This is a genomic window from Aliiroseovarius sp. ABM4_368 (assembly GCF_056161205.1).
In genome coordinates this window covers 318,624-333,474 of record NZ_JBSWYR010000002.1, presented here as the reverse complement: position 1 = coordinate 333,474, position 14,851 = coordinate 318,624, and the positions used below count along the sequence as shown (strand labels likewise).

Below are 14,851 nucleotides of genomic sequence, written 5' to 3'. Positions count from 1 at the left end.
TTAGATCACAGCGAGTGGCCCGCGCTGCGGTGGCTATCTCTGGCGTCTAACTCTCGTTCAGCCGCTTCTCGGCGTCTTTCGCGAGTTTCCAGCTGGTCTCTAATCCCGCTTGAAGCGTCTCGTAAGTCTGCTCCTCGCGCAGCAAGTCGGCCAATGTGGTTACGGACGTGAGATGTGATTTCATCAATAGCGCCACGCAGTGCGCCAAGCCATTCACCTTGCTTTCGATCCTGCTGGTCGAGCGTTTCTCCAAGGCGTGCAATTCCTTGGCTGAGCTCTCGCAGGCCGTCACCAACCGTTCGACGGATGCGAGCAATTCGCGCTCCAAAGCTGTCAGGGGTGTTATCGGTGGAATGGTCATCTAAGGCTCCTTGATCTCGATACAGATGATGGGCCGTTGCGCCATCGTGCAGGTCTTCAACTCCGTCCGGTCGGGGTCCAGCGTCACCCATGTCTGCCCCGCCTGTTCGATCCGCGTCATACCCATCTGCGTTAGCTCCGAGCGCGTGATCAAACCCGTCCAAAACCAACTCGCCATCAGCACTGTCGCGATCCAGGTTGAGACCATCCCCACGATCACCCAAGGTGAGATCGTCAACCAGCGCCTGATCGTCTCGCTCCGCCTCTCCAACTCGCTCTTGCTGTCGCTCAGAAAGAACCTGATATCGGTCTCGATTGTATGCAGCGTGCTGGTCGCAATGCTGCTGAAATCGCTCCTGAAGCTCTCCAGTTGAGATGCCATCAAGGCGGCGTGGTCGCTCCGGATCGTTTCTAGGTCCGCGTTCAATTTCTCTGCTAGGCGGTTCGGTGTGCCAGTCGTCATGGAAAATCTCTCCTTTCAAACGCCAGCGCTCGCCGGTGTCGGGGTCTTGGGCGGTGATGTGGTTTTTGCTGGCGCGGGGGATCTCGAAGCCCGCGTCAGTGAGTGCGTCGATCATGCTGGCACGGTCGGTGATGGTTCCGATGCTGATCTGATCGAGGATCCAATCGTGCAGCGCTTCGCGACCTTGCGCGCGCGTCGGCGCTTCAATCGTTGCCCTCACTTCACGGGCGCGTTCTGGGTCCAAAGGGTCTGCCCAACCGTGCGTTTGGTTCAACAGATCGCGCAGGCTCGCAAAGGCGTTCTCATGCCCTGGCGGAGCGATGTTCAGCGCCTTGCCGGTGCTGAGCTCAAGGCGTGGCGTGCAGAAGTGCAGCTCGACGTTGCCTTCATGCGAGTGGCGCACCCAAAGGCAATCGTATTGATCCCTGTCCAGCCCGGCAAAGGCCAGAGCCTCAAATAGCTCAATGGCCTCTTGCTGGGCGGCGGGACTGGGATCATCGCCCTCGGCAAAGCTGATCACACCTGCCGTATAGCTCCACTTGTTGGGGCTCGCGTCGATCAGGTGGCGGGTCTGGTCTGGATTACCGTGCAGTACCTCGGGCAGCGGGTCGCGGATCTTGGTTTGCGGCTGGCCGGTGTCGTCGCGGATCAGATTGCGGTTCTCGTCATAGGCCAGAACTTCGCGAGCTGTTAGGTAATCCACGGGAGCTACACCGCCACCTGTGCCGGTGGAGAAGAACGAGATGATCATTCGCCGCCGCCTGTGTGCGCCGCCACAATCTGCGCCAAATGCCGCTCGATGACCACCAGTTGTGTCGCGACCTTGAGCGCATCGATCTGGCTCGCGCGGCCGGATTTGACCGCGCCGTTGATCCAGCGGGAGAGCTGATTGAGGTTGCCGCCGACACGGGCAATCGCAAAGGTCAGCTTCGGATCAACGCGAGGGACGGGCTTGCGCCGACGTGCCTCGACCAGCCCAAGGGCCTCCCGCATCAGCGTGGCATTGGGTAGGCCAGCGGCGCGCGCCTTGCCTACAAGCGCTGCCTTTTCCGATGGGGTGCATCGAAAGATCACGCTCTCGGAAAGGCCCTCTTTGACGCCGCTTGCGCGCGTCTGGTTGGGGTTTGAAGGGGAGGCTTGCCGCCCCTCACAAGTCCCGCCGATGTAATCGGTGGGTAACCTTGCTCTCGGCTCTTTGTGGGGATCAGTTGCGTTCATGATCTCAGCCCAGCGGCCTCGATTTCGGCGGGGCTGACCAGGTTTGCAGCTAGCAAGGCGGTCACTTGGCCGGGCGTGATGTGACGGCACAGTGGATGGCGATCTGTGACCCATTCGGCCAAGCCTTTCAGCAACTCGGCCTCTTTGGCCTTGCCCGCTTCTCGTGCCTCCTCAACGTCGTGAAGATATTTTAACCAACGGCCAGAGGTGAACCAGTTGTCGGAGAAGCACACCTTGGATCGGGTGAAACCTTCGCTCTCACTCGCATAGGCCCGCACGGCGCCCTCAAGGTCTTTGGCGTCCACACCATCGGCCAGCGCCTGGCGGATTTGTGAAACGCAGACCGCTTTGCCGCGAACGCGATCCTCGGGATAGGCGGACAAAATCTTTTCTGAAATCTCATCGTCCACCGCCGCCTTCGCGTGCGAAGGATCTGGTTTTTGATATGGTTTATATCTGTTCTTATAGGATTTGCCCTCTGGGGCAGATGGCTTGCCCTCAGGGGCAAATGCATCATTTTCCCTTTCGGCCGGATCGATTTGCCCAATTGGGCAAATGGAGTTGCCCAAGGCATACCAACAGGTCCGATCATAACGATCATCGCTGAAATTACCCTTGATGATTAGCTCCGCGCTGACCAGCTTTTCGAGCGCCGTTCGGATTTGCTTCTCGCTCAGATAGGGGAACAACTCACCAAAGGCCGAGATCGAGTTGTAGGTCCAATACCGACCGTCGCGAAGGTTTCGGCGATTGGCTTGGTTCTTCTCGATCCAGAAGGTGATGTTCTGGAAAATCACCGCCGCGTTCAGACCAACACGTCCGGCGATTTCAGGATCAAAGCTATGGCGGCTCATGATTGACCCCCGAAATGCGCACAAACGTGCGAATTTTGTACAGGTTTTGTACGAAAAATCGGCCGTTTCAGCCGATTTCGCCGCGAAAGCTGGCGGGACTTTTTGCAGTCTTCCGCACAACATCCTGTAAATAAGCCATATTTTTCAGGCAGTTTTGGCGACCCCGGCAGGATTCGAACCTGCAACCTGCCCCTTAGGAGGGGGCTGCTCTATCCAGTTGAGCCACGGGGCCGATTGCGCAGGAAATAGTCAAGCGTGCGTAGCTTGTCTAGCGGCGTTTCAGGGTCTGGCCCGCCTCGATTTTGGGTGACAGCTCGATCCGTTCACCGCCGCCAACATCACCGCTTTCGGTACTGCGATCTGCAATGATCTGAGCGGCAGCACGACCGATTTCTTTTCGGCAGGCGTCCATCGTGGCCAGTTTGCGGGGCAGGCCGTCCAAAAGCTCAACGCCGTTAAAGCCCGCGAGCCCAACTTGGCTTGGTACACCAATATCCTTGTCTAGGCAGTACAACAGCCCGCCCGCTCCGATCATGTCATTGGAATAATACAGGAAATCCAATTCGGGAGTACGTTCAAGCATGACCTCGGTCATCTCTCGACCCTTCGCCAGCGCCGACCCGCCCTCGTAAAATTCGCGATCCGCGATTTCGATGCCTTCCTTGGCCAGTACTTCGGTAAAGCCTTCAAAGCGTTTCCGGGCGCGGTGGTCCAGCGGCATCTTGGTGCCAAGGAAACCAATATTTTTATAACCCGCTTTCAGAATGGCCTTGGCCATCTTGCGACCCGCGCGGCGGTGGGAAATGCCGACGCAGGCGTCGATGGCGTCGCCGTCGGTGTCCATGATTTCGACCACCGGGATGCCTGCGGCCTTCAGCATCGCTTTGGCAGCATCAGAATGCTCTAACCCTGCGATAATTACGCCCGAGGGACGCCATGACAGCATCTCGTACAAGACTTTTTCTTCGCGTTTGGGGTCATAGTTCGTGACGCCCACGACTGGCTGCAAAGGTGTTTCATCCAGCACTTCGTTGATGCCCATCATGACTTCGGGAAAGACCATGTTGGATAGGGACGGGATGATCACGGCCACAAGGTTCACCCGTTGCGAGGCCAGCGCGCCTGCGATTTTATTGGGCACGTATCCCAGCTCTTTCGCGGCTTCCAGTACGCGGTCTCGGGTTGTTTGACTGACATCGCCCCGGTTACGCAACACCCGGCTGACCGTCATTTCGCTGACGCCCGAGGCCTCGGATACGTCACGAAGGGTCAATGGGCGGCGGTTCGGGGGGGTACGGGTGTCTGTCACGACGGCATCCTTGAACATATGAGAGCTATCGTATGTTAGCGATAGAGATGCGCTTGGCAATGCCCTAATTTCACAGGGATGTTAGGCTAACGTTTCCGCTAACTGTTGGATCAGTGCCCCATGAACCGGCGGGGTCCCTGCGACCATGCCGTGAAGCTGTGGATGTGGATTGTTGAAGCGCGCCAAGCCATTGGTTTGATCCGTGACTGCACCGCCCGCTTCTTCCACGATCAACGCCCCGGCAGCGACGTCCCATTCCCATGTGGGGCGCAGCGTCATCATTGCGTCAAATCGACCTTCGCCCACCAGCGACAACCGATAGGCCAAAGAGCTTCGGAAGGCGCGCTCGACCGGAGGAACGTCTCTGTTCCGCCAGAAAGTGGGGTTGAAATTGGGTTTCGCGGCCAAAACGGTCGCGCCTTCGATCTCGGCTTTGGGGCTGACGGTAAGGGGGGTGTCATTCAGCGTCGCGCCTTGCCCACGCGCGGCGGCATAGAGCTTGCTATGCTCGGGCAGATAGACCACGGCGGCCTCGACAATTCCATTGCGGGCAATCGCCAACGAATGCGCCCATGTGGTCGAGCCTTCAATGAAGCTGCGGGTCCCGTCGATTGGGTCGACGATGAACACGTATTCTGCTTCCAGCCGCGCTGGTGTGTCCTCGGTCTCTTCCGACAGCCAGCCATAGCCGGCACGCGCGCTGGTCAGTTCATTCCGCAACATGCGATCGACAGCCAGATCCGCTTCGGTTACGGGGCCTTGCCCGCCGGGTTTGTCCCAACGTTCGGCCGCGCCGTGGAAGAATCCAGACGCGATGTTGCCCGCCGCCTTGGCTGCGTCGATCAAAAGATTCAGGTCATCAGTCACCGGCAAGGGTCATCCCTTCGACCAGCAAGCTGGGGATCATGCGGCTTAGATGCGGTTCGGCATCATTGGCGGGCGTAATCCGCTTCAGCATGTCGCGCAGATTGCCCGCGATGGTGCATTCGTTGACGGGATAGGCGATCTGCCCGTTCTCGATCCAGAAGCCTGATGCCCCGCGGGAATAATCGCCTGTATTCGGGTTGATCGTGGATCCGATCATCGAGGTTACCAACAGCCCGGTGCCCATCTGCGTGATCAGGTCCTCTTTCGACAAATCCCCCTGTGTTAGAGCCACATTCGAGATCGAGGGCGAGGGCGGCGCAGAGGTCCCACGTGAAGCGCTTGCGGTGCTTTGCATCCCCAACTGCCGCGCGGTGGCAATGTCCATCGTCCAGCCGGTCAGTTGACCATTGTCGACGATTTTGCGCGTCTTCGTGGGAAGACCTTCCCCATCAAAAGGGCGCGAGCCCGAGATGCGTTTGCGGTGCGGATCTTCTATCAGGTCGATGCCATCCGGCAGTACCTGTTCACCCAATGCATCCAGCAGCCAGGACGAGCCACGTGCAATCATCGCCCCGTTCGAGGCACTTAGCAGGTGCCCGATCAAGGACGCTGAAATCCGTTCGTCATACAGCACGGGATAGGCCCCAGTTGGTGGCTTCTTCGCGCCCAAACGTTCCACCGTGCGATTACCGGCCTTGGTTCCGATGCTTTCCGCGCTGGGCAGGTCGGTCTGAAAAATGCGCATTTCGCCTGCATAGTCACGCTCCATCGTCGCGCCTTCACCAGTGATCGCCACGGTCGAGATCGCGCGGTTGGTTCGGCCATAGCCCCCTGAAAACCCGTTCGAGCACGCCAGATGGAACTGGTGCCTTCCATAGCCTGCCGATGAACTGCTGACCTGTGACACGCCTTTCACGGCGAGTGCCGCGGCCTCGGCCTCTAACGCATCGCGTTCCAGCGCAGCGGGATCCGGCTCGGCGCTTGGGTCTGCCATTTCTAACGCCTCCAGATCCCAATCTGTTGCCAAATCAGCGGGATCGGCCTGTGCGATATGCGGGTCTTCGGGCGCTTCCTTGGCCATGGCAACGGCGCGCTCGGCCATTTCATTGATTGTCGCCTCGGATACATCCGACGCCGACACACAGGCCTGTCGCTGTCCCAGCATCACACGCAGACCGATGTCCACGCCCTCGGACCGCTCTGCATGCTCCAACTTGCCGTTCAGCACATCAATCGACACCGAAGTGCCATCTACGGCCAACGCATCCGCCGCGTCCGCCCCCGCCTTCCGTGCGGCGTCCAAAAGCTGTTGTGTCAGGCTATCAAGCGATGCGCGCATGGGGCGTCCTTTCAATTACGTGCCTCTCAGGTAACCCTTGCACCCCGCGCTCGCAAGATGTGTCTCTGGCATCTGCGCGTTTGCTGCGTTAGCATCAAGAGAACGGAGGGCACCATATGCATGATATGACAGGAAAAACCGTTGTGATCACAGGCGCAAGCCGTGGGATCGGAGAAGCCGCCGCGCATATTTTCGCGCAGGCCGGGGCCAACGTGGTTTTAACTGCCCGCAGCGCGGCGCAGATCCAAGCCATCGCAGAATCTATTGGTGAGCGTGCACTGGCAGTGACCTGTGACGTGTCAAACTGGAGCCAAGTGAAAGCGGCGATAGATCTTGCCCATGGGCGCTTTGGCACCGTCGATGTGCTGATCAACAATGCGGGCGTGATTGAACCCATCGGCCCGTTGGAGACGTCGGACCCAGAAGGGTGGAGTCATGTTATCGATGTGAACCTAAAAGGTGTCTATTACGGCGCAAGAGCTGCTTTGCCGCATATGATCGAACAGGGCGGCGGCTCGATCCTGACGATCAGTTCCGGAGCCGCGCATCGCCCGCTGGAAGGCTGGGCGCATTACTGCACCTCTAAGGCAGGCGTGCACATGTTTAACGAGGCACTGCACCTTGAAACCTCTGGCAAGGGCATCCGTGCAATCGGCCTGTCCCCCGGCACCGTCGCGACCCAAATGCAGCGCGAGATCAAATCCTCGGGCATCAACGCGGTGGCGCAGCTGAACTGGGATGACCACATCCCTGCTGAATGGCCCGCGCGTGCGCTGTTGTGGATGTGTTCTGAAGATGCAGACGAGTTTCTGGGCAAGGAAATCTCGCTGCGTGATATCGACATCAGGCAACGGGCAAACGTATTCGGATGATAGACCTTTCAAAGCAAAACGGTGTCTGGGTGGTGACCATCAATCGCCCGGACAAGGCAAACTCGCTGACCAAAGCGATGTTGGAAGAGCTCGCCCAAATCGCTCAGGACGCGGCAGGGGACGCGCGCGTGTTGGTGTTGACCGGCGCGGGCAAAGTGTTTTCCGCCGGCGCTGATCTGGACGAGGCAAAGGCCGGGCTGGCCACCGACGATGTATGGGAGCGCCTGTCCGGCGCCATCGCCAAAGCACCCTGTCTCACCATCGCCGCCTTGAACGGCACGCTGGCGGGCGGCGCCTTCGGTATGGTCTTGGCCTGTGATTTGCGCATTTCCGTGCCAGACGCCAAGTTTTTCTATCCAGTGATGAAACTGGGTTACTTGCCCCAGCCATCCGACCCCCAACGTATGTCTGCGCTTATTGGCCCCGCGCGGGCCAAAATGATCCTGATGGCGGGCCAGAAAATCTTGACAGACGAGGCGCTGTCATGGGGTCTGATCGATCGCGTGGTTGAACCTGATACGCTGACGGAAGCGGTTTTAGAACTTGCCGAGCACGCTAGATCGCAAAGTGCTGATCATGTGGCGGCAATGAAGCGGATGATCCCATGAAACAGGCTCTAACTCAGCTTAATTGTGTCCTTTTCGGCGGCGCGGACCTTTGGTGACGGCGTAGAAATCCGGTGGCCTTTTTGAGACCCAACGGATGAACTTGGCCAATTCTGGATGGGCGCGCAGGGCTTCCGGCGTGTGATAGCTGCGCGCTAGTTCTGCCTCGCTCAGCACAAGATGAATTTGGTTGTGGCAGATCTGATGCAGCAGCACGGTTTTGCCGCCCTTACCGCCTTTCAGCTTAGGGATAAGATGGTGGCGGCTTTGCGCCACATCCGGCGGGATATCGCGCCCGCACAGCACGCATTCCGGCAAGGAAGCCTTGCCCTTTGAGGCCAAACCGCTATCCATTTCCAAAGGTGTCATCAGGGAACGTGCGAAAGCAAGGAAAAGTAGATGGAAAACAGACCTCAGATCGTGGACACGGCACTGGGCTATCTGAACCAAGGATGGGAGATCGCAGAAGGCTGGCTATTGTCCCCTGCGGCATGGTCTCAGTTCGGCATTCTGATTGTTGCCTATTTGGCGGCAGTGATTACGGACAAGAAGCTTGAGCCCTTCCTGACGCGTATCCTGACGCCGAATGGCGACCGTAACCATCCGATTGCCAAGGCCCGTTTGTTTGCCCTGATTTTCCTGCCACTGACCATGCCGCTTCTGGCATGGGGCTATACCGCACTGGGCGAGCAAGTGACTCGCTCGATCTTTGGTTCGGGCGCGGTGATCGCTTTCGGTAAACGCGTCTTCCTGTTCCTGGCGGTCCGCGCCTTTGTGAACAAGATCATCAGCGACCCCTTCCTGAAACTATTGGGTAAGTACATTCTGATCCCAATGGCTGCGCTGTATACTGTTGGTTTGTTGGATCTGGTGACCGCTAAGCTTGACGAAACCATTGTTCCGCTGGGCAATATGAGCTTCTCGCTTTTGTTTGCCATCCGCTTTGCCGTGGTCGGAGGTGTCATCTTCTGGCTGGGTCGCTGGTCGAACAACCAAACCGCGCAGGCAATTAAGAAGCAGGAAGAAATGCGCCCTGCCACGCGCGAGTTGGCCGTGAAAGCGGCCGAGATCGGTATTTTTGGCGCGGCCTTCCTGGTCTTGATGAACATTATGGGCATCAACCTGACGTCTCTGGCTGTGCTGGGGGGTGCGATTGGCGTTGGGTTGGGCTTTGGTTTGCAGCAGATCGCCTCGAATTTTATATCGGGCATTATCCTTCTTCTGGAAGGGCAGGCAACGGTCGGCGATTATGTCGAACTGGACGGTGGCGAAGCTGGCACGATTGTCAAAATGACGGCCCGAGCTGCCATTTTAGAGACGTTTGACGGCCGCTGGATCGTCGTGCCGAACGAGCATTTCATTACAACGCGCGTGGTGAATTACTCGGATGCGGGCAGCGCCAATCGGTACGAGGCTCCGTTCTCGGTCAGCTATAAGGCCGACGTCGAAGCGGTGCCGGGGATCGTCGAGAAGGCCGTGGCCGAGCTGGACTTCATCCTGACAGACAGTGAAGAACATATGCCAGATTGCGAGCTGCGCGCCTTTGGTGATAGCGGCGTAGATTTCGCGTTGGAATTCTGGGTGAACGGTATCGACGACGGCCGCAACAAGTTCACGCCGCGTGTCATGATGCAAATCTGGAAGACGCTAAAGGCCAATGACATCGAGATCCCCTATCCGCATCGTGTGGTCGAGATGCTGGGGGAAGGGGCAAAGCCCTCGTGAAAACAGCGCTGGTTATTGGAGCAGGTCCGGCAGGTTTGATGGCGGCAGAAGAACTGGCGAAGGCAGGACTTTCTGTCACCGTCGCTGACGCCAAGCCTTCGCCCGCCCGCAAGTTTCTGATGGCCGGGAAGTCAGGGCTGAACCTCACGAAATCCGAGCCTATTTCGGACTTTTTGGCTCAAATTCATGGCCCGGACAGACTGCGCGGGATTGTGGGCGAGTTTGGTCCCGAGGCTGTTCAGGATTGGGCGCGCGATCTGGGGCAAGAGGTCTTTACCGGCTCTTCGGGCCGGGTCTTTCCCAAGGCGATGAAGGCGTCGCCACTGCTGCGCAATTGGCTTGCGCGACTGGATCGGGCAGGGGTTCAGCTTCTTCGGAGTTGGCGTTGGGTCGGAATGTCGAATGGTGAGATGCAGTTTGACACGCTGGAAGGCCCACAATCCCTGCGGCCAGATGTCACCGTTCTTGCGCTGGGTGGTGCCAGTTGGGCACGGCTAGGATCTGACGGTAACTGGGTCTCTATTCTGGCGAAAAATGGCGTAAAGTGCGTATCTTTCCAACCCGCAAACATGGGATTCCAAGTCGCGTGGAGCGATCACATGCACCGCCATTTCGGTCAGCCTGTGAAGTCCGTGCGCGTCACTGCTGGGGATCAATCGGTGATGGGGGAATTCGTGATATCGTCCCGTGGGATCGAAGGATCCGCAATTTATGCGGTCAGTCGAGCGATGCGCGAGGGGGCGTCTCTAACTCTAGACCTTCTTCCTGGACGCAGTTTTCAGGACGTCATCGCTCGCCTTTCTCGACCCCGTGGTAAGGCAAGCCTGTCCAATCACCTGCGGAAAACGTTGAAGCTGGACCCGGTGAAAACGTCTCTCTTGCAGGAGTTTTCGCGTCCTTTGCCGAATGATCCCGCTGACCTTGCTGTCCTCATCAAGGCCCTGCCTATCACCCATCAAGGCCCGCGACCGATGGACGAGGCGATCTCGACTTCAGGAGGGCTGCCCTTTGAGGCGCTGGATGAAGGCCTGATGATCAAAGCCCTGCCCGGCGTTTTTGCCTGTGGTGAAATGCTGGATTGGGAAGCCCCGACCGGCGGCTATCTGATCACAACCTGTTTGGCGACCGGGCGCCATACAGGGCGTGCTGCTGCGGTTTACGCCACGCGTTAACGCCGCCCACCCATCATCGCCAAACGGATCAGTGTCCGCTCCATCAGCGCCATTTGCGGGGCTTTCTGCGCGGATCGAAGGGTCAGGTCTGTGTCGATCAGAACTTCCAGCGCTTGCTCCAACCGCCGCAGCCCCCACTTGTTGGCCTGACGCACCATCCGGTCGCGCGATTTGAAATGCACAGGCGGGCGCAAGCGGTTGATGCCTTGGCCGGGTCCGGCGGGATCTGAACTGGCCCCGTGAAGCGCACGGAAATGACGGGTGGCCCCGATGCATAGACCGACAGCCGCCACACCCTGGGCCTGCAATTTCGCAAGAATAGGGCCTATTTCGCCTGCGCGACCCTCGGCCACGGCGTGCAGCAAATCATCCAACGCAGCCTCGGTCGAGGCAGGGGCGACCGCCAGTACATCATCGGGTGTGACCGGCGATGGGTCGGACAGCTTGTAAAGCCCCAGTTTTTCCACGGTCTGCCGAAAATCCCCCGGATCCAGATCGCGCGATAGCCCCAAAAGGTCGTTCATCGCCTCGGGACTGACCTGTGCGATGCCTGCGCGTTTCAGGTCGGCCTCGATCTCGCCCCTTGACGGCGGATCGTCATAGATACCCGCAGCGTATGCATTAGGGTGGCCTTCGAACAGCTTTCGCAATGCGGATCGTGCGGTCAAAGACCCGGCGGTGACCACCACCTGCGCGTCACCGTCCTGCCAATCGGAAATGGCGGGGGTGATAATCTTGGCGAGCGTGTCGGTGGCATCCTCGACAAAGGCCACGCGCGGGCCGGGGAAGAAGCCCTGCGACTTGATCGCGTCTGACAGCATCGCGGGATCTTTGCGCAGATCGGCGGCGGGAATGCGGGTCAGGCGCATTTCGTCTTCGCCATTGGGGCCTATCAGGTTCGCAATCAACTCTTGCCGCTTCAGCGCAACGCGCATCGCGTCCGCCCCGAAAATCAGCACGCCCATCCGCTTGGGATCAGGCTTGGCGAAATAGCCGCTGGCGTCCCGAGGTGAAAGCTTCATTCACCCCAGCCCGAGAACGTGGCCGTGAAGCGTGTGGTGATTTGGTCGGCCAACAGCACCATCAAGCGGCGGTTTGCGTCGCGTTCAACCGCGGCGGTCGATACGGTGGACCCTTCGGTCGAATAAGATGCGAAATTCGACACTGTTCCACGTTCAACCACCTGTCCCGAGGCTACGGACGTTACCGAGAACTCGACCGCGCCCAGAACCTGTGTGCGGGTGATTTCCTGATTGGGCGTCACGCCAACGCCTTCCGAACGCGTGGTGATCGAATAGTCCAAACGATAAGGCGCAGCAAGGTTGCGACCCAGACGCTCTTCCATCCGTTTCACGAATTCGTAGCTGTTCGAATCGTTGGGTTCGGCGATGGTCACCGCCCCGCGCAGCCCGTCAGCTGACCCGCCCGGCGCATAAACGGGCGTGAAGCCGCAGCCGGACAAAAGCGCGGCAGCGGCAGCGATTTTCAGGAAATGACGGCGATCAGACCACGACATTCACAATACGTCCCGGAACAACGATGACTTTCTTCGGGGCCTTACCATCCAGCGCCCTGACAACAGCATCCTCGGCCAGCGCAAGTTTTTCAACCTCGGCTTTGTCCATATCCTTGGGCACGCTGATTTCCGCACGGCGTTTGCCGTTGATCTGGATCGGCAGGGTAACGGTGTCCTCGACCAGCATGGCCTCGTCTGCGACGGGCCATGCGGCTTGTGCCACCAGACCTTCACCACCCAGCATCGACCAGATTTCCTCGGACAAATGCGGGGTCATGGGCGACATCAGCTGCGCCATGACGCGCATGGCCTGCTTCTGTGCTTTGCCGCCTGCTTTCGACTTCGACACGGCGTTTTGGAAGGCGTAAAGCTTTGCAATCGCAGCGTTAAAGCCAAAGCTTTCGATGCCCATGGTCACATCATGGATGGCCTTGTGCATGGCGCGCAGCAGTTCTTCATCATTTCCATCCGCGTCATCCATATCGGCGATCTTCACAGCGGTGGCGAAAACGCGGGCCAAGTGCTTGGCCGCAGCCTCTGCACCCGAAGCGGTCCATTCCACGTCACGCTCGGGGGGCGAATCGCTCAGCACGAACCAGCGCGCGGTGTCGGCACCGAAGGCGTCGATGATGTTCACCGGGTCGACCACGTTGTTCTTCGACTTTGACATCTTGGCCGAGGGGATCACTTTGACCTTCTCGCCAGTTTCCGAGACGACCATTTCGCCGTCACGTTCTTCGACTTCTTCGGGGTAGTGATAGATCGCGCGGCCGTTTTCATCGGTGCGGTCTGCGTTCTTATAGATCGCGTGGGTCACCATGCCTTGCGTGAACAGCGCGTTGAATGGCTCGCGCGCCGAGTTGGGCAAGTGGCCGCAGATGTTCATCGCGCGGGCAAAGAAGCGCGAATAGAGCAGGTGCAGAATAGCGTGCTCGATGCCGCCAATATACTGATCGACATTCATCCAATAGGACGCTTCTTCCAAATCGGTCGGCGTCGCTGCATTGGGCGAGGTAAAGCGCGCGTAATACCAAGACGAATCGACGAACGTGTCCATCGTGTCGGTCTCTCTCTTGGCAGGCTTGCCGCAGGACGGGCAAGAGCAGCCGCGCCAGGTCGGGTGACGATCCAGCGGGTTGCCAGGGGTATCAAACGACACGTCCTCGGGCAGTTTGACCGGCAGATTCTCTTTCTTTTCGGCCACGACCCCGCAATCGTCGCAATGTACAAAGGGAATCGGGCAACCCCAATAGCGCTGTCGGCTCAGACCCCAGTCGCGCAGGCGGAATTTCTCGACACCCGTGCCCCAGCCGGCCTCTTCGGCAAACTTTACGGTGGCGTCGATGGCTTCCTCACCCGTGGCCTCAGTCAGACCGGCGAAGTGGTCGACCCATTTCACCTTCTCGGTTTTCGGCGGCACGAAGGCTTCGTTCTCGACGGGCTTCGGATCGTCCAGCGACAGGAACGTGTCCACGACAGGCAAGTCATACTTCCGGCAGAAGTCCAAATCGCGTTGGTCGTGTGCCGGGCAGGCGAAAATCGCACCGGTGCCGTAGTCCATCAGAATGAAGTTGGCGATCCAGACGGGCAGCTCCCAATCTGGGTTCAGCGGGTGTTTCACGCGGATGCCAGTGTCATAGCCCAGCTTCTCGGCGGTCTCGATGGCTTCCGCGGTGGTACCGCCCTTGCGCATTTCGATAAGCTGCGCTGCGATTTCGGGGTTTTCGGCCTCGAGCGCCTTGGAAATTGGGTGATCCGGCGAGATGCCAACGAAGCTGGCACCCATCAGCGTGTCGGGGCGCGTCGTATAGACTTCGATCCCGTCGCCACCATCCGTGCGCTCAAACGAGAATTGCAGACCTTGCGACCTGCCAATCCAGTTGGCCTGCATGGTGCGCACTTTCTCGGGCCAGTTGTCCAAGCCATCCAGCGCGTCAAGCAGCTCGCCCGAGTAATCCGAGATCTTGAAGAACCATTGCGTCAGGTCACGACGTTCCACCGGCGCACCCGAGCGCCAGCCACAGCCGTCAATCACCTGTTCATTGGCCAGAACCGTCATATCCACCGGATCCCAGTTCACCGTGGCGTTCTTGCGGTAAACCAGCCCCTTCTCCATGAAATCGATGAACATGGACTGCTGTTGGCCGTAATATTCCGGGTCGCAGGTGGCAAATTCACGGCTCCAGTCGATCGACAGGCCAAGCGGCTTCATCTGACCTTTCATGGTCTTGATATTGTCATAGGTCCACGTGCCGGGGTGGCCACCTTGCGCCATCGCCGCGTTTTCGGCGGGCATCCCGAACGCGTCCCAGCCCATCGGGTGCAGAACCGAGAACCCGCACGACGATTTATACCGCGAGATCACGTCACCCATCGTATAGTTGCGCACGTGACCCATATGGATACGGCCCGACGGATAAGGGAACATCTCGAGCACATAATATTTCGGCTTCGATTCATCGCGCTTGGCGGTGAAAATTCCGGCCTCGTCCCAGGCTTTTTGCCATTTCGGTTCGATATCTGCGGCAGTGTATCGCGACATTCGTCAGGT

The 14,851-nt window shown here is 58.7% G+C and carries 14 protein-coding genes and 1 tRNA gene; 4 read left to right on the top strand and 11 right to left on the bottom strand.

The features are described 5' to 3' along the window. Window positions 1-5 precede the first annotated feature (5 nt). From ACXAH3_RS07595 to ACXAH3_RS07565, 7 genes are all read right to left on the bottom strand, one after another. Entirely contained in the window at window positions 6-1,574 is a 1,569-nt protein-coding gene (locus ACXAH3_RS07595; RefSeq protein ID WP_170574506.1) for a relaxase family protein, read from the bottom strand. Continuing rightward, the gene (locus ACXAH3_RS07590) at window positions 1,571-2,041 is read right to left on the bottom strand and encodes a plasmid mobilization protein (RefSeq protein WP_474861473.1); all 471 of its coding nucleotides are present in this window, start codon (window positions 2,039-2,041) and stop codon (window positions 1,571-1,573) included. Before ACXAH3_RS07590 ends, ACXAH3_RS07595 begins: the two co-directional genes overlap by 4 nt. Then, window positions 2,038-2,895: a hypothetical protein gene (locus ACXAH3_RS07585; protein WP_170574502.1), complete on the bottom strand. Its 858-nt coding sequence runs from the start codon at window positions 2,893-2,895 to the stop codon at window positions 2,038-2,040. Before ACXAH3_RS07585 ends, ACXAH3_RS07590 begins: the two co-directional genes overlap by 4 nt. Before the next feature lie 155 nt (window positions 2,896-3,050). Continuing rightward, window positions 3,051-3,127: transfer RNA gene (locus ACXAH3_RS07580), tRNA-Arg, on the bottom strand. Window positions 3,128-3,163: 36 nt separating this feature from the next. Continuing rightward, window positions 3,164-4,204: a LacI family DNA-binding transcriptional regulator gene (locus tag ACXAH3_RS07575; RefSeq protein ID WP_474861472.1), complete on the bottom strand. Its 1,041-nt coding sequence runs from the start codon at window positions 4,202-4,204 to the stop codon at window positions 3,164-3,166. An 81-nt stretch (window positions 4,205-4,285) separates the two neighbouring features. Beyond that, window positions 4,286-5,077: an inositol monophosphatase family protein gene (locus tag ACXAH3_RS07570; protein ID WP_474861471.1), complete on the bottom strand. Its 792-nt coding sequence runs from the start codon at window positions 5,075-5,077 to the stop codon at window positions 4,286-4,288. Beyond that, window positions 5,064-6,410, bottom strand: a complete 1,347-nt coding sequence (locus ACXAH3_RS07565; protein ID WP_474861470.1) for a TldD/PmbA family protein — start codon at window positions 6,408-6,410, stop codon at window positions 5,064-5,066. The genes ACXAH3_RS07570 and ACXAH3_RS07565 overlap by 14 nt, the downstream gene beginning before the upstream one ends. Window positions 6,411-6,526: 116 nt before the next feature. On the opposite strand from ACXAH3_RS07565, the gene ACXAH3_RS07560 reads away from it, so the two are divergent. Both ACXAH3_RS07560 and ACXAH3_RS07555 read left to right on the top strand, forming a co-directional pair. Beyond that, a complete protein-coding gene (locus tag ACXAH3_RS07560; protein WP_474861469.1) occupies window positions 6,527-7,282 on the top strand; it encodes an SDR family oxidoreductase in 756 nt (251 codons plus the stop codon). After that, complete coding sequence (locus ACXAH3_RS07555; protein WP_474861468.1) at window positions 7,279-7,890, top strand: enoyl-CoA hydratase/isomerase family protein; 612 nt, start codon at window positions 7,279-7,281, stop codon at window positions 7,888-7,890. The genes ACXAH3_RS07560 and ACXAH3_RS07555 overlap by 4 nt, the downstream gene beginning before the upstream one ends. An 18-nt stretch (window positions 7,891-7,908) precedes the next feature. Here ACXAH3_RS07555 and ACXAH3_RS07550 read toward each other — a convergent pair whose 3' ends face one another. Continuing rightward, the gene (locus ACXAH3_RS07550) at window positions 7,909-8,256 is read right to left on the bottom strand and encodes an HNH endonuclease (RefSeq protein ID WP_474861467.1); all 348 of its coding nucleotides are present in this window, start codon (window positions 8,254-8,256) and stop codon (window positions 7,909-7,911) included. A gap of 30 nt (window positions 8,257-8,286) precedes the next feature. Between ACXAH3_RS07550 and ACXAH3_RS07545 the strand changes: the two genes are divergently transcribed. Next, window positions 8,287-9,612: a mechanosensitive ion channel family protein gene (locus ACXAH3_RS07545; protein WP_474861466.1), complete on the top strand. Its 1,326-nt coding sequence runs from the start codon at window positions 8,287-8,289 to the stop codon at window positions 9,610-9,612. Beyond that, window positions 9,609-10,784: a TIGR03862 family flavoprotein gene (locus ACXAH3_RS07540; protein ID WP_474861465.1), complete on the top strand. Its 1,176-nt coding sequence runs from the start codon at window positions 9,609-9,611 to the stop codon at window positions 10,782-10,784. Before ACXAH3_RS07545 ends, ACXAH3_RS07540 begins: the two co-directional genes overlap by 4 nt. Here the strand turns inward: ACXAH3_RS07540 and holA are convergent. The 3 genes from holA to leuS are packed head-to-tail and all read right to left on the bottom strand — an operon-like array spanning window position 10,781 to window position 14,842. After that, a complete protein-coding gene (holA, locus tag ACXAH3_RS07535; protein WP_474861464.1) occupies window positions 10,781-11,806 on the bottom strand; it encodes a DNA polymerase III subunit delta in 1,026 nt (341 codons plus the stop codon). The two genes, ACXAH3_RS07540 and holA, sit on opposite strands and share 4 nt — an antisense overlap. Continuing rightward, entirely contained in the window at window positions 11,803-12,300 is a 498-nt protein-coding gene (gene lptE, locus ACXAH3_RS07530) for an LPS assembly lipoprotein LptE (RefSeq protein WP_474861463.1), read from the bottom strand. Before lptE ends, holA begins: the two co-directional genes overlap by 4 nt. Next, entirely contained in the window at window positions 12,287-14,842 is a 2,556-nt protein-coding gene (gene leuS, locus ACXAH3_RS07525; RefSeq protein WP_474861462.1) for a leucine--tRNA ligase, read from the bottom strand. Before leuS ends, lptE begins: the two co-directional genes overlap by 14 nt. Between the last annotated feature and the right edge of the window lie 9 nt (window positions 14,843-14,851).